Raw genomic sequence first — 17,336 nt, 5'->3', positions numbered from 1 at the left:
CCGGCTCAGGCGGCGGTGGGGGCGTAGCGGTTGGCGGGGCGGGGCAGGCCCAGCAGACCGCGCAGGGTGTCGGCTTCGTATGCGGTGCGGAAGGCGCCGCGGCGCTGGAGCTCGGGGACCAGGCCGCGGGAGATCGCCGGGAGGTCGTGGCCGGAGACGGCGGGCCGCAGCCGGAAGCCGCTCAGGCCCTCGGCCGCCAACTCCTGGAGCAGGTCGGCCAGTTGGGCGGGCGTTCCGGCGAAGACGCGGGCATCGCTCGTGTACGGCTCCCCCGCGAGGGAGTCGAGGCGTGCGCGTCGGTCCTCTACCGCGGCCTGGTCGTCGTCGAGGAAGACCACCAAGTCACCGAAGACGTGCAGGAGTTCACCGGCGCGCCCGGCGGCCTCCTGCTCGGCGCGGATCTCGGCGACGATCGCGCGGGCCTGGCCGGCGTCGTGCGGGGTCACGTACCCGACGTCGGTCTGGCGGGCGATCAGCCGGTACGGGACGGTCTGGTGGCCGAGGGAGGTGACGAGCGGCTGGCCCTGCGGCGGGCGCGGGGTGATGGAGGGGCCCTTGACGCTGAAGTGCCTGCCCTCGAAGTCGATGTAGTGCAGCTTGTCGCGGTCGATGAAGCGGCCGGTGGCGACGTCCCGGATCTCCGCGTCGTCCTCCCAGCTGTCCCAGAGCCGGCGCACGACCTCGACGTAGTCGGCGGCCTCGTCGAAGTGCTCGGTGAGCCGCTCCTGCCCGGCCGGGCTCCGGAGTTCGGCCAGGTCGAGCGGCGGGAAGGTGCGGCGGCCGAAGTGGTCGGCCTCGTGCGGGCGGGCGCTGATCTGCACGCGCAGACCGGCGCGGCCGGTGCTGACGTAGTCGAGGGTGGCGATCGCCTTGGAGATGTGGAACGGCTCCGTGTGGGTGGCGATCACGGTCGGGACCAGGCCGATGTGCCGGGTGAGGGGCGCGATGCGGGACGCGATCAGTACGGCGTCCAGGCGGCCGCGTACCTGGTCGGTGCGGCCGTCCAGCTCGCCGTAGTGCGAGGACTGGAGGCCGAGCCCGTCCTCGAAGGTCACGAAGTCGAGCAGGCCGTGCTCGGCCTCGGCGACCTGGTCGGCCCAGTATCCGGCGGTGAACAGGTCGCGTGGCCGGGCCACTTGCTCGCGCCAGGAGGCGGGGTGCCAGCCGGTGCCGTCCAGGGCGACGGCGAGGTGCAGACGGGAAGCGGGGGTTGAGGACACGAGGGTGCCTTTCCTGGAGGTCCGTACGAGATCACGCCGGCTGCGGAACAGGGCGTACGGCGGCTGGGAGCGCAGCGAATGGGGGTCCCCCGGCCGAAGGCTGGGGGAGGGTCAGGAACAACAGAGCGCGCCGGCCACGCGCAGAAGGTCGATGTGGGGCCGGGAGTGCAGGCGGACGCGGCGGCCGAGGACACGTGTCATCTCTCGCACCTCCGCCGGTTCGCGCGAACAGTCGCCTTCGACAGGGACAACGGCACGGCTATGCCGTTTCTTCCAGGCCTGCGGCACCTGTTCGTCGTACGAGCGCGAAGACCGAACGGCGGCGCAGGGTGAAGCCGATCGACTCGTACAGGCGGATCGCGTTCGCGTTGCCGGCCGCGGCGTGCAGGAAGGGGTGCTCGCCGCGTTCCTTGATGCCGGCCGCGACCGCGCGGACCAGGCGGGTGGCCAGGCCTCGGCCGCGATACGCCGGGTCGGTGCAGACGGCGCTGATCTCGGTCCAGCCGGGTGGGTGGAGGCGTTCGCCGGCCAGGGCCACGAGGCGGCCGTGGTGGCGGATGCCGAGGTAGGTGCCCATCTCCACGGTGCGCGGCAGATAGGGGCCGGGTTCGGTGCGGGCGATCAGGTCGAGGATCTCGGGTACGTCGTCGAGGCCGAGGCGTACGGCCTCGGGGTCGGGCTCGGCGCGCAGGGCGGTGTCGACGAGCTGGACGCCGTGGCCGGTGCGGACGACCTCCCAGCCCGGGGGCGGCTCGGTCACGCCCCGGACGGAGGCGGTGCCGCCGGGGCCGACGAGGGTGGCCAGGTCGGCCCAGGCGCGCGGGTCGCCGAGGTCGGCGACGGCGTGGAAGGGGGCCACGTCGGCCGGGTAGCGGGCGGCGCGGCCCACGCGCTCGGCGAAGTGGGCGTGCGGGCCGGTGAGCGCGGCCCAGGCGGGGTTGTCGAGGATGTGGGCGGCGGTGGCTTCGATGCTGACGGTGGACATGGTGTGACGGTCTCCAGGGTGGGGCTCCGCCGCGGGTCGGCGGCGGAGCCCCGGCGCGTGACGGCGGGTCAGGAGTTGTCGAGGGGCAGGCCGGGCGGGTTGATCTCCGACTTGGCGACGGCGTCGTTGGAGAGGTTCCAGGCCTTGAGCCACTGGGCGTACTGGCCGTGCTCGATCAGGTAGTTGATCGCCTCGGACAGGGGCTTGGCGAGGCCGCTTCCCTTCTTCGCGGTCGCGGCGATCAGGCCCTGGAGGTCGGCACCCGCGCCGGAGTACTGGCCCGCGATCTTCGTCGGGTTGGGCGTGCTCGCGGTCTGGGTGACGTGGTAGGAGAGGTTGGGGCTGGGGCCCAGGTAGGCGTCGATCTTGCCGCTGTTGAGGGCCAGGTAGATGCTCGGGCTGTCCTGGAAGTACTTGACGGTGAGCTTCTTGCCCTCCTTCTCCAGCTTGGACTTCCACTCCAGCAGGATGCGCTCCTGGTTGGTGCCGGCGCCGACCGAGATCGTCTTGCCGGCGAGGGCCTCGTAGTCGCCGTCGAAGCTGAACTTGGAGCTCTTGAGCGTCTCGAAGGCGAGGTCGTCCTTGCGGTAGGAGGCGAACTCGTACTTCTGCTTGCGCTCCTCGGTGTCGGTGATGTTCGAGAAGCCGACGTCCACCTTGCCGCTGTCGATGCCGACGAAGAGGTTCTCCCAGGTGAACCGCTTGACCTCGGGCTTGAGGCCGAACACGGCGGCGACCAGGCGGGCCAGGTCGGACTCGGAGCCGGTCAGCGTCTTCTGGTCGCTGCCGATGAAACCGAGCGGCGGGGAGCCGGAGGGCAGGGTGCCGGAGCCGATGACCAGCTTGCCGCTCTTTCTGATCGCGGCGGGCAGCTGGGCGCTGATGGACTTGACCTCGGAGACCTTGAGGGTGGTCTCCTTGGCGGCGCCGTTGGAGACGAGACCGACGGTGACCGTGCCGGTGGCGTCGGACGTCTTGGTCGCGGCGTCGCTGTCCCCACCGCAGGCGGCGAGCCCGGTGGCGAGGGTGGCGACGGCGGTCGCCGCGGTGATGCCGCGTATCAGGCTGCGTCGGGAGATGTGGGTGGGCATGGCTGTTCCTTAGGAGATGAGAGAAACGGTGGTGCGGGGAAAGGAAGTTGACGGTCGGTCAGAGGACCTTGCTGAGGAAGTCCCTGGTCCGCTCGTGCTGTGGCTTGTCGAGGACCTCGGAGGGCGGGCCCTGCTCGACGATGCGGCCGTCGTCGATGAAGACGACCCGGTCGGCGATCTCGCGGGCGAAGCCGATCTCGTGGGTGACGATGACGAGGGTGGTGCCGCTGGTCGCCAAGTCCTTGATGACGGACAGGACTTCACCGACGAGCTCGGGGTCGAGGGCCGAGGTCGGCTCGTCGAAGAGGATGACGCCGGGGCGCAGGGCGAGGGCCCGGGCGATGGCCACGCGCTGCTGCTGGCCGCCCGACAGCTGCCGTGGATAGGCGGTGGCCTTGTCGGCGAGGCCGACCCGGCCGAGGAGTTCGCGGGCGAGCTCCAGGGCCTCGGGCTTGGTCAGCTTCCCGGTGGCGACGGGGGCGGCGGCCACGTTGTCGAGGACGGTCAGGTGCGGGAAGAGGTTGAAGTTCTGGAAGACGAACCCGATCCGGCCGCGCTGCGCCAGGATGGCCCGCTCGCTCAGCTCCTTCAGCCGCTCCCCCTGCCGGCGTACGCCGATCAGCTCGCCGTTGAGGCTGACATGGCCGATCTCGGGCTTCTCCAGGTGGTTGATGACCCGCAGCAGGGTGGACTTGCCGGAGCCGGACGGGCCGAGGATCACGGTGACCTCGCCGGGGCGGACGGTCAGGTCGACTCCGTTGAGGACGCGGTGGGCGCCGTACCACTTGTGCACGTCACGCACCTCGACGGTGGCGGCTCCGGTGTCGAGCGTGGTGGCGGTCATACGGCGGCCTCCCGGCGGATGCGGGCGCGCAGGTCGGCCAGGACGGCCCGCAGCTTCTGGAGCGGGGTCGGCGGCAGGGAGCGCGTGGCGCCCCGGGCGTAGTACCGCTCGACGTAGAACTGGACGACGGAGACGACGCTGGTGAGGATCAGGTACCAGACGGTCACGACGAGGAGCAGCGGTACGACGTCGCCGGGGTAGGTGGCGCCCATGGACTGGGCGACGCCGAACAGGTCGAGCAGCGAGACGTAGAAGACCAGTGAGCTGCTCTTGATCAGGCCGATCAGCTGGTTGACGTAGTTCGGGGTGATCGACCGCAGCGCCTGCGGAAAGACGATCTTCCGGAACTGGTAGCCCTTGGGCAGGCCGAGGGCGGCGGCCGCCTCGTGCTGGCCCTGGTCGACGGAGAGGATGCCGCCGCGGACCACCTCGGCCGCGTAGGCCGCCTCGTTGAGGCTGAGGCCGATCACGGCGATGACCATGTCGGTGGCGAGCTTCGACTCGTCGAAGGAGAAGAAGGCCGGTCCGAAGGGCACGCCGACGCTCAACGTCTTGTACAGGGCCGAGAAGTTGTAGAGGAAGAGCAGGACGACGATGAGCGGGATGGAGCGCAGCGCCCACACATAGGTCCAGCTGACCGCCCGCAGCACCGGGCTCCTGGAGAGCCGGGCCAGGGCGAGCAGGATGCCGCCGAGAAGGCCCAACACCGCGCTGTAGGCGGTGACTTCCAGGGTGATGAGCAGGCCGTCGAGGATGGTCGGGCGCAGGAACCAGTAGCCGAAGCGGTCCCACTGGTAGAAGGGGTTGGTCGCCAGGCCGTGCACGAACTGGGCCGCCAGGACCAGGACGACGGCGGTGGCGATCCACCGCCCGGGCCGCCGCAACGGCAGAACTCGCTGTGCGGCAAGGGGCTTTGACGGTACGTCGGTGGGCGGCGGTGCCTCGGTCAGGGACACGGCGGTGCCTGGGGGTTCGGTCATGGAGGGCTCCGGCAAGGTCGGTCGACCCCCGGACACGGCGAAGTCGGCGTACTACGAGTGCAGGACGCGACGCACGGGCACCGGGAGCTGGGCGGACAACGGCACACCGCGGGCGCGGTGTTCGTCAGGAACGCGGGGGCTGGGAGGAGACGTCAGCCCCGACAGCGGGCACGGCCCGGTGCGGTACACAGTGCGCTGCTCACCCGGAGCAGATCGACGCTCCGGTCCGCGACGAGCACCTTCGCGTACGGCCGTACGCAGCCCTCGGCGCGGCGCGTGGCCGTCCTGGAGGCTGCGTACATGTCCGTCACCGTGCTCTTCCGGCCCCTGGGGCCACTCGCGCTTACCGAAACGTCATCCGGTCCGGTCGTCACCTGGGGCACCCCACCGCGTGCGAGGGTTGCCGGTCAGCAAGCCAGGGCTTGTCGCTGACACTCATGACCGTTCTGGGTCGCAGTGAAGCCAATCGCCCGAACGTATGTCAATGGTCGTCCACTTGATGGACAGGCTCAGGGCCGGTCGACCTGCGGTCCGGCGCCTTTGCCGTCCGCAGCGTGGGTGGCCCAGTCCAGGATCTGGACGGCGGCTCCGGCGGCCTCCAGGCCCTGGCAGCGGGCGTGGTGGCGGCGCTCGATGCCGGGCAGGTCGAGGTGCCCGCCGAAGGCCGGGTGGGCGGTGAGCCGGCGGGCGTAGGCCCACAGGGCGGGGTGGTCGGCGATGCGCTGCACCGCGGCGGCGTCGAGGTGGTTGCGGTGCACGGTGTCGAGCTGGACCAGCGCGACCCACAACTCGACGTCCGCGGCGGTGATTTCGTCGCGGATCATGTAGGTGCGGCCGTCGAGCCAGCGGTCGAGGGCGCCGAGGGTTTCCAGCAGTGTGCCCAGTGCCATGTCACATACCACTGGCTCCCCGCCGGCCGACCCGGCCCGCTGTGCCGCCTCCTCGATCCCCTCCGCGCACATCCGCTCCACGGCCTCGATCTCCGACTCCGCCCCGCACGGGTACAGCGAGAGCCGCTCGCCGCCGAAGCGCCGGGCCAGGTCGCGCATGATGTCCGGCGTGTGCGTGCTGACGATCCGGCCGGACCAGTCGTCGCTGAGCACCGGTCCGACGGCCGGCCCGGCGTACCGGTGGGCGGTGGCCTCGTACAGCGGACGGAGGACGGAGTGGCCGCCCTCGGCACAGTCGGGGACGGCGGGCAGGAGGGTCGCCGGACAGATGGTGTCCAGGCCGAGCAGGGCGTGGGTGACGGCGATGCGCAGGCCGTCGGGACACGCGGTCGACAGATGGAGCCGGTAGCGGCCCGGCACGGCGTAGTGGCCGCTGCGCGCGTCCCGGCCGATGCGGCCGCGGAAGGCGGGCGCGGGCCGGTCGGCTGCGTGGGCGGCCAGTGGTGTGACGGTCATGACTCTCCCCGGGAGCGGGCGCGGACGTACGCGCGGCGGTAGCGACGTCGGGCGAGGGAGCAGGGCTCACCCGTGCGGGCCGGACGGGACGACACCCTCGTAAGGCGTCCGTCGGCTCGGGATGGGCGCGGCTCAGCCCTGGAGGTCGATCGCGCTGCAGACACGCTGCAGATCGATGTGACGGCGGGAGGTCAGAAGAGGCGAACGGCTCACTGGGACGGTGACCGACTCAAGGCGCCTCATGTTTCCCTACCTATTCACTAGGATTCCTCTCTGGGAGTGTCGATCGAGGTGGGGACGGCGTCAAGAGGGCCGTCCCGCATCGCGGACAGCCGCATGGACAGCCGCCTCTCGGACCACAGCCGCCACTTCCTTCCCCGGTGCAACCATTCCGCGTCAGGGCTTGTCTGTTGTTGCGGAACTCGCGTTCCCCAGCAGTTAGTCCGCCCGACGCCGACGCTTCACCTCCGAGGACCCCCCATGCTCCAGAGCTCTTCCGGCCTCCGTCCGCTCCGCCAGACCGCCGGCGCGCTCGGTGCCGTCGCCGTACTGGCCCTGGGCGCCGTGCCGGCCGCCGCCGACGACGCCTCCACGGCCGAGGTGACCCTGGCGAAGATCCCCGCGGTCGACGGGGTGAGGCCGGGCAACGGTTTCGAGGTGCCGGTCGCCTTCACCAACACGGGCACCGCGGCGGCGGACAAGGTCTGGCTGACGTACTCCGTCACGCGCGGCCTGAGCCACACCGAGCTGCCCGCCAACTGCCTTCGCTACGAGGTGCCTTCCTACGACGAGGCACCGAGCAAGTCCGAGGCGATCTGCGAGTTCGACCAGACCGTGGAGCCCGGGGCCGTCTACGCGCCCGAGCAGCCGCTGGCGCTCAGGGCGCTCGACCGTGCGCTGTACGACCGGTTGCGCGTGACGGTGGAGACCGGCGAGCCCTCCCCCGACGAGAACGCGAGCGCGCCGGTGCGCGGAACGGGCCCCGCGGTCAAGCTCGTTGAGCAGCCCGACGCCACTCCGGCCGGGCCGCGCGACGGCTCGCACCCCGACTGGGACGCGGCCGACGTGAAGGTGACGGCGGACAACACGGCCGACTTCCGGGTGACGGGGGCGGAGCTGAAGGGCGCGGTCGGGGACACGGTGCCGCTCACGGTGAAGTTCACGAACGCGGGGCCTGCGTGGGTGCTGCGGGACGGCGGGGTCTCGGTGACCAAGGTCCGCATCAAAGTGCCGTCCGGTACGACGGTGACGAAGGCGGACGGCTTCTGCGACAAGGTGGAGGCCGGAAGCTACGAGTGCGGCACGAGCCAGTCCTGGGAGGACGAGGGCGACGGGGAGACGTACACCTTCAAGTTGCGGATCGACAAGGCGGTGTCGGGGACCGACGGTGCCGGGGGCTCCGTGTCGCTCGCCGGTCCGTCCCGGCCCTTCGACACCGACAAGGCGAACGACACGGCCGACATCACGCTCGACGTGACCGGCGGCGGGTCGACGGGCGGCAGCGGGTCGACCGGCGGTGACGGCTCCTCGGCCTCCGGCGGGTCGTCCACGGGCGGCTCCGGTTCGACCGGCGGCTCCACGACGAGCGGCTCATCGGCCTCCGGCAGTACGGGCGCCACCACGGACGGCGACCTGGCGAGCACCGGTTCCGGCTCGACCCTGCCGATCGCGGGCGCGGCCGTCGTGGCCGTCGGTGTCGGCACGGGCGCGGTCCTGGTCGGGCGCCGCCGTCGCGCGGGCCGCCGATAGGTCTTCCCCCACGGGAAGGAACGGGCCGGCCGGGGACCCGGATCCCGGCCGGCCCGCGGTCCGTCAGCTGGTGCTGACCCGCAGGGCCGGCGTCGCCGCGTCGTACACCGCGCGACCGTGCCGCGTCACCTGACCGGAATCGCCAGGTACTGGTACTCCAGGAACTCGTCGATCCCGAGCCGGCCGCCCTCCCTCCCCAGCCCCGACTGCTTGACACCGCCGAAGGGAGCCGCGGGGTTGGAGACCAGGCCCGTGTTCAGGCCCACCATTCCCACCTCCATGCGCTCGCTGACCCGCAGGGCCCGGTCCAGGTTCTGGGTGAACAGGTAACCGACCAGACCCCAGGGGGTGTCGTTGGCGCGGGCCAGTACCTCGTCCTCCTCCTCGAAGGTGAGGATCGCGGCCACGGGGCCGAAGATCTCGGTGCCCATCAGGTCGCTGTCCGGGGACACGTCCGTCAGGACCGTCGGCGGATAGAAGCAGCCGGGGCCCTCGGGCGTGCGGCCGCCGACCAGGACGCGGGCGCCCCGGCCCACCGCGTCCTCGACCAGTTGTTCCACCTTCGCGCGGCCCGCCGTGTCGATCAGGGGGCCGACGTCGACGCCGTCCCGTGTGCCCGGGCCGACGACGAGCGCGCCCATCCGCTCGGCCAGCCGCCCCGCGAACTCCTCCGCCACCGAGCGGTGGACGAAGAAGCGGTTGGCGGCCGTGCACGCCTCCCCCATGTTGCGCATCTTGGCGGTCATCGCGCCGTCCACGGCCACGTCCAGGTCGGCGTCGTCGAAGACGATGAAGGGCGCGTTGCCGCCGAGTTCCATGGAGGTCCGTACGACCGTGTCGGCGCACTGGGCGAGCAGGAGGCGGCCGACGGCCGTGGAGCCGGTGAAGGAGAGCTTGCGGATACGGCCGCCGCGCAGGAGCGGTTCGCAGACGTCGCCGGCGCGGGAGGTGGTGACGACGTTCAGGACACCGTCCGGCAGACCCGCCTCCTGGAGGATCGCGGCCAGGGCAAGCACGGAGAGCGGGGTCTGCGGGGCGGGTTTCAGGATCATCGTGCAGCCCGCCGCGATCGCCGGGCCGATCTTGCGGGTGCCCATCGCGAGGGGGAAGTTCCAGGGCGTGACGAGAAGACAGGGGCCCACCGGGCGGCGGGAGAGCAGCATGCGGTTGCGGCCGTCGGGGAGGATGCCGAAGTCCCCGTCGATGCGCACGGCCTCCTCCGAGAACCAGCGGAAGAACTCGGCGGCGTACGCCACTTCACCCCGCGCCTCGGCCAGCGGCTTGCCCATCTCGGACGTCATCAGGAGGGCGAGTTCGTCGGTGCGGGCGAGAAGGATCTCGTAGGCGCGGCGCAGGATCTCGCTGCGCGCACGCGGCGCCGTACGGGCCCACTCCGGCTGTGCCGCGACGGCCGCGTCCTCCGCGAGCCGGGCGTCCTTGGGGCCCGCGTCGGCGACATGGCAGAGGATCTCGCCGGTCGCCGGGTCGTCGACGGGCATGGTGGTGCCGTCCGCCGCGTCCTGCCAGGTGCCGCCGATGAACAGTTGCTTCGGTACGCCACTCAGGGATGTCATGCCGGTTCTCCTTCCCCGGAAGTACTGTTCTCCACCGCGGCCGCCCAGGCGAGGCCCACGTCCGGCAAGACCACCACCGCCCGCCGCGGCGACCTCTCCCGGGAGACCGTCCACCAGCGCCTGAACTGCACATGGCACTGGCGGTGTCGGACGTACTGCGCCCGCGCTGAGGTCTTTCGCCGGGCCCGGACCGTCAGCGCGTCGGGTCGGTGTCCGGCTGCCGGGTGGTCCACGAGGTGAGGAAGCGCAGGGCGTCGTACGAAGGGCTGCCGGGCTCGGCGGTCAGGACCATCAGGCGCTGTCCGGAGCCGTCCGGGCTGCTCCAGGTGTCGCAGTCGAGGGTGAGGTCGCCGACCAGGTGGTGGCGGTAGTGCTTGGTGCCGTAACTGGCACTGTTGACGCGGTGTTCGGCCCACCAGGTGCGGAAGTCGGGGTCCTGGAGCGAGAGTTCGCCGACGAGCCGCGCGAGGTCGGGATCGTCGGGGTCGCCCGCGGCCTCCATGCGCAGCGCGGCGACGGCGTCCCGGGCGTCCGCGGCCCAGTCCCGGTGCAGTTGCCGGACCGTCGGGTCGGTGAACAGCAGCCGGAGGTAGTTGCGCCGGTCCGACGGGAGGGCGGCGAAGTCGGTGTACAGGGCTGTGGCGGTGGGGTTCCAGGCGAGGATGTCGAGGCGTTTGCCGAGGACGAGTGCGGGGGTCTCGGAGAGCTGGTCGAGCAGCCGGCGCATGGCCGGGCGCAGGCGCTCCGCGGGCCTGCGGCGGCGCGGCCGGGCGTCGGACCGGCCGGCGAGTTCGTAGAGGTACCGCTGCTGGTCGTCGTCGAGGCGCAGGGCCCGGGCCAGGGTGATCAGCACGGGTGCGGAGGCGCGGACGCGGCCCTGTTCGAGCCGGGTGTAGTAGTCGACGCTGATGGCGGCGATGCGGGCGACCTCCTCGCGGCGCAGTCCGGCGACCTTGCGGGTGGAGTCCGTCTCGGGAAGGCCGCACTCCCGCGGGGTCAGCTGGGCCCGGCGGGCCTTGAGGAAGGCGCCCAGCGCACGCGGGTCGGAGTCCGAAGTCATGCCCGAAGTCATGCCCTCCAGTGTCCCGCCACGGCGACGACCACGGCGTACGTCTGAGGGGGCAAGTCCTTTCCCAGGCAGAAACCTGGCTCTCCCGCCCTTGCCGAGGGTGTCGGAACGTTGAGGTGTGCCCGGTGGGGTGCGGGCTTCGAGTCCGCCGCCGGTGCTCTCGCTTCACGCCGTTTCCGTCTCCAGGGAGTTGTTCTCATGGCCAGGACCATCGTCACGTTCGACAGCGCCGGCATTCCGCTCGCCGGGCACCTGTACACCCCCGACTCTCCGGCCTCGGGTCCGCTTCCGGCGCTGGTGGTCGGTCATCCCGGTACGGGGGTGAAGGAGCAGACGTCCGGCACGTACGCACGGCTGATGGCCGAGCGGGGGTTCGTGACCCTGGCCTTCGACGCCGCCCACCAGGGTGAGTCCGGCGGTCTGCCGCGCGGTCTGGAGGACCCGGCTCAGCGTGTGGAGGACTTCAAGGCCGCCGTCTCCTTCCTCACCACCCGGCCCGAGGTGGACGCCGACCGGATCGGCCTGCTGGGCATCTGCGCCTCCGGCGGCTATTCGCTCGCCGCGACCGGCGGCGACCCCCGGGTCCGGGCCGTGGCGACGGTGTGCACCGCCGAACCCGCCCGCCAGTTCCGCCACGGCGCCGACGGCACCCAGGACCCGGCCGTGTTCCGCTCCCTGCTGGACGCCTCCGCCCGGGCCCGCACCGAGGCCGCGAACGGCGAGGACCCGGGGGTGATGACCATGTTCCCGGCGACCGCCGAGGAGGCCGGGGCGCTCGGCGGCGAGCACGGCGTGGAGGGCTGGGAGTACTACTGCGGTCCCCGTGGCTTCCACGAGCGCTCGGCGAAGTTCCTCGCCTGGGAGAGCATCGACAGGATGGCGTCCAGCGACGTCTTCCACGCCGTTCCGCTGATCGGCCCGCGCCCGGTCCTGCAGATCCTCGGCGAGCACGCCGTCACCGCGTGGATGGGCCTGGAGGCCCACCGGCGCGCCACCGGCCCGGCGGAGATCCACTGGATCAAGGGCGCGAGCCATGTCGACCTGTACGACAAGCGCGAGTACATCGACCCCGCCGTCGACCGGCTCGTCGACTTCTTCAGCGCCGGCCTCGACAAGTGACCGGCCGCGCGGCGAGGCGGGTGCGGGCGACGGGGCCGAACGGGTCCGGGATTTCGGCCCCGTATTCTGCGGCCGTGACCGAGACCGAGCCGATACGGCTCCCCGGGATGCCGCTGCACGATCCCTTCGTCGTGGCCGACGAGGAGACCCGCACCTACCACCTCTACACGTCCAACGAGCCGTCCGTGTCGGGCGTGGAGGGCGTCGGCACGATGGTCTACCGCAGCCGGGACCTGCGCGAGTGGGCGCGGCCCCTCGTGGTGTTCCTGGCCGCCGACCAGCCGGGAATCTGGGCGGGCGAAGGCGGTTGGGCGCCGGAGGTGCACAAGTGGCGTGGCAGGTACTACCTGTTCACCACCCTGCACGCCGAGGACAGGCCGCTCCCGGTGCCGCCGGCCGGCCGCTGGGGCACGCCGTTCCAGCTGCCGAACCACATGCGCGGCACGGTCACCGCCGTGTCCGACTCCCTGCTCGGCCCGTTCACCGCCGTGGACCCGGCCCGGCCCACCCCGCCCGGGCACCTCATGACCCTCGACGGCACGCTGTACGTCGACCGCGCCGGACAGCCCTGGATGGTGTACGCGCACGAGTGGCTGCAGACGATCGACGGAACCATGGAGGCGATCCGGCTCGCCCCCGACCTGACCGGCACGACCGGCGACCCGGTCCTCCTCTTCAAGGGCTCCGACGCGCCCTGGCTCACCGAGCAGATCCCGGCGGGCGTACCGCACCAGCTCGCCCCGTACATCACCGACGGGCCCCAGCTGTACGACACCCCAGACGGGTCCCTCCTCATGCTGTGGTCGACGTACGAGAAGAACCTGGCGGGCAAGGACGGTTCGATCAGCGGCGGCTATGTGCAGACCTACGCGGTCTCCAAGTCCGGTGACATCAGGGGGCCTTGGGAACAGCGGCGGCCGCTGGTCCGGGACGACAGCGGCCACGGCATGCTGTTCCGCACCTTCGACGGCGACCTGATGCTGATCCTCCACCGCCCCTTCGAGAACGCCCGCGGCAAGCTGTACGAGATGCGGCTCGACGGCCATGAGCTGCGGGTGCTCCGCCGCCGCGACGACCTCGACGGCGGCGGCTGACCGGTCAGGCGGTGGGTCGCGGGGCGCGCAGGTGGACCCGCTTCGCCAGTTCGTCCTCGTCGACGAGTTCGAGCATCGGCCTGCCCGGTGCGCACAGCATGGTCACGACGAAGCGGGTCCGTGCGTCGGCCAGCGCGTTGCCGTCCTGGTAGTGGATCACGTCACCGCCCGGCTCCCAGAAAGTGCCGCCGGCCTCGATCACGCGCTCCGGCTCGCCCTCGAGTTCGAAGCGGACCGCGCCCTCCACGACGTAACCGAACGCGGGCCCCGGATGGCGGTGCGGCGGGCTTCCCGGGTCCCCCGGCTCCCACTCGACGAGGATGGTCATCGCCGAGGCCCCTTCGGGGACGACGAGCGGGGAGGCGTCCTGGAGCATCCTCACCGCCGTCTTCCAGCCCTCGGACCGTGTCCGTACGCCGGTCCCTTGCGCCGAGTCCTTGTCCGACACGTGCCGCACCTCCATCAAGTCCACCGCGCCATGGCTGTCATGGCCGTCTGCAGAGGTGACAGGGGACCGGGCGCGTCTGTGACACGACCGTCGGCCGGCGTCGGTCGTCAGCGCTCGTCGTATCGTGGACTTCCGACCCGAGGGGGATGCATGGCGACCGTTGCCGACACGGCCTCCCCCGACGACGGGACGAAGGCGTTCATCGCGGCGCGGCCCCAGCTCTTCGGTATCGCGTACCGCGTGCTCGGCAGCACGGCGGAGGCCGAGGACGTGGTGCAGGAGGCGTGGCTGCGGTGGCAGCACGCCGACCGCGACGCCGTGCGCGAGCCGACCGCCTTCCTCGCCACGGTCACCGCCCGGCTGGCGATCAATGTCGCCCAGTCCGCCCGCGTGCGGCGCGAGTCGTACGTCGGTCCCTGGATCCCGGAGCCGGTCGACACGCGGGCGGACCCGCAGCTGGGCGCGGAGCGGGCCGAGGCACTCGACCTGGCGCTGCTCTTCCTGCTGGAGAAACTGAACCCGGTGGAGCGGGCCGCGTACGTGCTGCGGGAGGCCTTCGACTACCCGTACCGGCAGATCGCGGAGATGCTGGAGACGAGCGAGGCCAACACGCGCCAGCTGGTGAGCCGCGCGCGCAGGCACCTCTCGTCGGACCGCCGGCAGCCCGTCCGCCCCGATGCGCACCGGCGGCTGATGGAGGTGTTCCTGGCCGCGGCGCAGGGCGGTGACCTGACCGTGCTGGAGGACGTGCTCACCGAGGACGTGGTCAGCTACACCGACGGCGGCGGAATCCGCGGCGCGTCGCGAATCCCGGTCGTCGGACGCCCGCACGTGTCCAGGTACCTGGCCGCTTTCGCCCCGCGCTTCTGGCCCGGCAAGGCCGTCCGGTGGGTGGAGGCGAACGGCGGGCCGGCCGCGCTCGTGCTGGACGGCGGGCAGGCCGTGGCGCTGCTCAGCGTCGAGGCCTCGGAGCACGGCATCGAGCGGCTCCTGTGGATCATGAATCCGGAGAAACTGGCGCCCTACGTCGCCTCGCTGGACGCGCCGCCGGAGGGCTGAGCTCGGGGCGTCACAGATCGGTGGGCTGCCCGGTCGTACTGGTGGAAGACCCAGGCGATCGGAGTGGACCGTGGCCATCACAGAACAACGTCTCGCGACCATGGTGCTGGTCATCGGCACCGGCGGAGCCGGTCTGCGGGCGGCGATCGAGCTGGCCGAGGCCGGGATCGACGTCCTGGCGGTCGGCAAGAGGCCCAAGGAGGACGCCCACACGGCGCTCGCGGCCGGCGGCATCAACGCGGCGCTGGCCACCATGGACCCCGAGGACAGCTGGCAGCAGCACGCCGCCGACACCCTCAAGGAGAGCTACCTCCTCGCCGACCCGCGCACCGTGGAGATCGTCACCCGGGGCGCCGCCCGGGGCATCGACGACCTGGAGCGCTACGGCATGGCCTTCGCGCGGGAGGAGGACGGCCGTATCTCGCAGCGCTTCTTCGGCGCGCACAAGTTCCGGCGGACCGCGTTCGCCGGGGACTACACGGGCCTGGAGATCCAGCGCACCCTCGTGCGGCGGGCCGGGCAGCTCGGCATCCCGGTGCTGGAGGGGGTGTACATCACCCGGCTGCTGGTGCACGAGGGCGCGGTGTTCGGCGCGTACGGCTTCGACCTGGCCAGCGGGAAGCGGTACCTGATCCACGCCGACGCGGTGATCCTGGCCGCGGGCGGTCACACCCGGATCTGGCGGCGGACCTCCTCGCGGCGCGACGAGAACACGGGCGACTCCTTCCGGCTGGCGGTGGAGGCGGGGGCGCGGCTGCGCGACGCGGAACTGGTGCAGTTCCACCCGTCCGGGATCATCGAGCCGGAGAACGCGGCCGGCACGCTGGTCAGCGAGGCCGCCCGGGGTGAGGGCGGCATCCTGCGCAACGCGCTCGGGGAGCGCTTCATGGCGCGTTACGACCCCGAGCGCATGGAGCTGTCCACGCGCGACCGCGTGGCGCTGGCCTCGTACACGGAGATCAAGGAGGGCCGGGGCACCCCGAAGGGCGGGGTGTGGCTGGACGTCTCCCATCTGCCACGGCAGACGATCATGACGCGGCTGCCGCGCGTCTACCAGACGCTGCTGGACCTCCAGATGCTGGACGTCACCCGCGACCCGATCGAGATCGCGCCCACCGCGCACTACTCGATGGGCGGGGTGTGGGTGCGCCCGGATGACCACAGCACGGACGTACGCGGCCTGTACGCGATCGGCGAGGCCTCCAGCGGGCTGCACGGGGCCAACCGGCTCGGCGGGAACAGCCTGATCGAGCTGCTGGTCTACGGCCGGATCACCGGGCAGGCCGCCGCTGCGTACTCGCGGTCCCTCAGCGCGCAGCCGCGGTCGGCGGCGGCCGAGGCGACGGCCCGCGCCGAGGTCGACGAGCTGCTCGCGGCCGACGGCCGGGAGAACGTGCGCGCGCTGCAACGCGCCATCCGCAACACGATGACCGAGCACGCCGGAGTCGTACGGGACGAGGAGGGCCTGCGCGCCGGGCTCGCGGAGCTGGCGGTGATCGAGAAGCGGATGGAGGACGTCGGCGTCCACCCGGACATCGCCGGCCACCAGGACCTCGCGCACGCCTTCGACCTCAGGTCGGCCGCGCTGGCGGCCCGGGCCACGCTGGAATCGGCGCTGGAGCGGCGCGAGACGCGGGGCTGCCACAACCGCAGCGACTTTCCCGACGCGGATCCCGCGCTTCAGGTGAATCTCGTGTGGTCTCCGGAAACCGGTGTCACCCGTGAAAGCATTCCGTCCGTTCCCGGCGAGATTTCCGTGCTGATGGACGATATCTCGACCGAGGGAAAACTCGTCGAGTGAATCCGTGTCACAAACAGCATTCCTGCCCTGTCTCTCCTTGTGCAGGCATCAGAAACACCCGAAAGGAATTCCGTCATGAAGGTCGTAGTGATCGGTGGTACCGGGCTCATCGGCACGAAGGTGGTCGCGAGGCTCGGCGAGCACGGGCACGAGGCGGTCGCGGCCTCGCCCAACACCGGCGTCAACACGCTGACGGGCGAGGGTCTGGCCGAGGTCCTGAAGGGCGCGCAGGTCGTGGTCGACGTGTCGAACTCGCCCTCGTTCGCCGACGAGGACGTCATGGAGTTCTTCCGCACCTCCACGACCAACCTGCTGAAGGCGGAGGCCGAGGCCGGTGTGGCGCACCACGTGGCGCTGTCCGTCGTAGGCACCGACCGGCTCCAGGGCAGCGGGTACTTCCGGGCCAAGCAGGTCCAGGAGGACCTGATCAAGGGGTCCGGCCTGCCCTACACCATCGTCCACGCGACCCAGTTCTTCGAGTTCGCGAAGGGGCTCGCGGACGGGGTCACCCAGGGCGACACCGTGCACCTGCCCGACGCCAGGATCCAGCCGATCGTCTCCGACGACGTGGCCGCGGCGGTCGCACGCGCTTCGGTGGGCGCACCGGTGAACGGCACGGTCGAGGTGGGCGGCCCCGAGGCCTTCGAGCTGGAGGAGTTCATCCGCATGGGGCTCTCCGCCACGGACGACCCCCGCAAGATCGTCACGGACCCGGAGGCGACGTACTGGGGCGCCCCGCTGGAGGAGAACACGCTCCTGCCGGGTCCGGACGCGCAGACCGGGGAGACCAGGTTCGCGGACTGGCTGGCGCAGCAGAAGTAGTTCGGTCCTCTCCGGGTGGCCCTCTCCTCACGGATCCCTTCGGGAGGGAGAGGGCCACCGGTTGTACGGGCGTGC

17 protein-coding genes and 1 riboswitch are annotated in these 17,336 nt (G+C 71.6%); of the genes, 6 read left to right on the top strand and 11 right to left on the bottom strand.

Annotated elements, in window-relative coordinates:
* Positions 1-5: 5 nt before the first annotated feature.
* The 8 genes from ABZ848_RS16875 to ABZ848_RS16840 form a co-directional block, all read right to left on the bottom strand.
* Positions 6-1,220: an LLM class flavin-dependent oxidoreductase gene (locus ABZ848_RS16875; RefSeq protein ID WP_360831904.1), complete on the bottom strand. Its 1,215-nt coding sequence runs from the start codon at positions 1,218-1,220 to the stop codon at positions 6-8.
* Positions 1,221-1,331: 111 nt separating this feature from the next.
* Positions 1,332-1,421: a putative leader peptide gene (locus ABZ848_RS16870; RefSeq protein ID WP_360831901.1), complete on the bottom strand. Its 90-nt coding sequence runs from the start codon at positions 1,419-1,421 to the stop codon at positions 1,332-1,334.
* 58 nt (positions 1,422-1,479) lie between these two features.
* Entirely contained in the window at positions 1,480-2,205 is a 726-nt protein-coding gene (locus ABZ848_RS16865; protein WP_360831898.1) for a GNAT family N-acetyltransferase, read from the bottom strand.
* 68 nt (positions 2,206-2,273) lie between these two features.
* Positions 2,274-3,296 carry a transporter substrate-binding domain-containing protein gene (locus ABZ848_RS16860; RefSeq protein ID WP_360831897.1) on the bottom strand — a complete coding sequence of 341 codons (1,023 nt, stop codon included), beginning with the start codon at positions 3,294-3,296 and terminating at the stop codon, positions 2,274-2,276.
* A gap of 58 nt (positions 3,297-3,354) precedes the next feature.
* On the bottom strand, positions 3,355-4,140 hold the full coding sequence (locus tag ABZ848_RS16855; RefSeq protein ID WP_360831894.1) for an amino acid ABC transporter ATP-binding protein: 786 nt from the start codon (positions 4,138-4,140) through the stop codon (positions 3,355-3,357).
* Positions 4,137-5,120 carry an amino acid ABC transporter permease gene (locus tag ABZ848_RS16850; RefSeq protein ID WP_360831892.1) on the bottom strand — a complete coding sequence of 328 codons (984 nt, stop codon included), beginning with the start codon at positions 5,118-5,120 and terminating at the stop codon, positions 4,137-4,139. The genes ABZ848_RS16855 and ABZ848_RS16850 overlap by 4 nt, the downstream gene beginning before the upstream one ends.
* Before the next feature lie 334 nt (positions 5,121-5,454).
* A riboswitch (SAM riboswitch) is annotated at positions 5,455-5,563 on the bottom strand.
* Between the two features lie 66 nt (positions 5,564-5,629).
* The gene (locus tag ABZ848_RS16845) at positions 5,630-6,526 is read right to left on the bottom strand and encodes a glutathione S-transferase C-terminal domain-containing protein (RefSeq protein ID WP_360831890.1); all 897 of its coding nucleotides are present in this window, start codon (positions 6,524-6,526) and stop codon (positions 5,630-5,632) included.
* A gap of 132 nt (positions 6,527-6,658) precedes the next feature.
* On the bottom strand, positions 6,659-6,769 hold the full coding sequence (locus tag ABZ848_RS16840) for a putative leader peptide (protein WP_360831888.1): 111 nt from the start codon (positions 6,767-6,769) through the stop codon (positions 6,659-6,661).
* A gap of 237 nt (positions 6,770-7,006) precedes the next feature.
* Between ABZ848_RS16840 and ABZ848_RS16835 the strand changes: the two genes are divergently transcribed.
* Positions 7,007-8,275 carry a hypothetical protein gene (locus tag ABZ848_RS16835; RefSeq protein ID WP_360831885.1) on the top strand — a complete coding sequence of 423 codons (1,269 nt, stop codon included), beginning with the start codon at positions 7,007-7,009 and terminating at the stop codon, positions 8,273-8,275.
* A 125-nt stretch (positions 8,276-8,400) separates the two neighbouring features.
* On the opposite strand, the gene ABZ848_RS16830 is transcribed toward ABZ848_RS16835, so the two are convergent.
* Both ABZ848_RS16830 and ABZ848_RS16825 read right to left on the bottom strand, forming a co-directional pair.
* Positions 8,401-9,840: an NAD-dependent succinate-semialdehyde dehydrogenase gene (locus ABZ848_RS16830; protein ID WP_360831976.1), complete on the bottom strand. Its 1,440-nt coding sequence runs from the start codon at positions 9,838-9,840 to the stop codon at positions 8,401-8,403.
* Positions 9,841-10,042: 202 nt separating this feature from the next.
* Positions 10,043-10,909, bottom strand: coding sequence for a helix-turn-helix domain-containing protein (locus tag ABZ848_RS16825; RefSeq protein WP_360831973.1), 867 nt, complete (start codon positions 10,907-10,909; stop codon positions 10,043-10,045).
* Positions 10,910-11,116: 207 nt separating this feature from the next.
* On the opposite strand from ABZ848_RS16825, the gene ABZ848_RS16820 reads away from it, so the two are divergent.
* Together ABZ848_RS16820 and ABZ848_RS16815 are read left to right on the top strand one after the other, a co-directional pair.
* Positions 11,117-12,037: an alpha/beta hydrolase gene (locus ABZ848_RS16820; protein ID WP_360831883.1), complete on the top strand. Its 921-nt coding sequence runs from the start codon at positions 11,117-11,119 to the stop codon at positions 12,035-12,037.
* A gap of 107 nt (positions 12,038-12,144) precedes the next feature.
* Positions 12,145-13,131 carry a glycoside hydrolase family 43 protein gene (locus ABZ848_RS16815; protein ID WP_360831971.1) on the top strand — a complete coding sequence of 329 codons (987 nt, stop codon included), beginning with the start codon at positions 12,145-12,147 and terminating at the stop codon, positions 13,129-13,131.
* A 4-nt stretch (positions 13,132-13,135) separates the two neighbouring features.
* Here the strand turns inward: ABZ848_RS16815 and ABZ848_RS16810 are convergent, their stop codons facing one another.
* Positions 13,136-13,507, bottom strand: a complete 372-nt coding sequence (locus tag ABZ848_RS16810) for a cupin domain-containing protein (RefSeq protein WP_360831968.1) — start codon at positions 13,505-13,507, stop codon at positions 13,136-13,138.
* A gap of 222 nt (positions 13,508-13,729) precedes the next feature.
* Here ABZ848_RS16810 and ABZ848_RS16805 point away from each other — a divergent pair, with 222 nt between their 5' ends.
* From ABZ848_RS16805 to ABZ848_RS16795, 3 genes are all read left to right on the top strand, one after another.
* Positions 13,730-14,638 carry an RNA polymerase sigma-70 factor gene (locus ABZ848_RS16805; protein ID WP_360831880.1) on the top strand — a complete coding sequence of 303 codons (909 nt, stop codon included), beginning with the start codon at positions 13,730-13,732 and terminating at the stop codon, positions 14,636-14,638.
* Between the two features lie 100 nt (positions 14,639-14,738).
* Positions 14,739-16,439 carry an FAD-dependent oxidoreductase gene (locus tag ABZ848_RS16800; protein ID WP_360831966.1) on the top strand — a complete coding sequence of 567 codons (1,701 nt, stop codon included), beginning with the start codon at positions 14,739-14,741 and terminating at the stop codon, positions 16,437-16,439.
* A 75-nt stretch (positions 16,440-16,514) separates the two neighbouring features.
* Positions 16,515-17,261 carry an SDR family oxidoreductase gene (locus ABZ848_RS16795; RefSeq protein WP_360831877.1) on the top strand — a complete coding sequence of 249 codons (747 nt, stop codon included), beginning with the start codon at positions 16,515-16,517 and terminating at the stop codon, positions 17,259-17,261.
* The last annotated feature ends 75 nt before the right edge of the window (positions 17,262-17,336 follow it).

The sequence above is a fragment of the Streptomyces sp. NPDC047081 genome, assembly GCF_040643775.1.
Taxonomy (GTDB): Bacteria; Actinomycetota; Actinomycetes; order Streptomycetales; family Streptomycetaceae; genus Streptomyces.
This window is presented reverse-complemented; position numbering and strand designations above follow the sequence as displayed.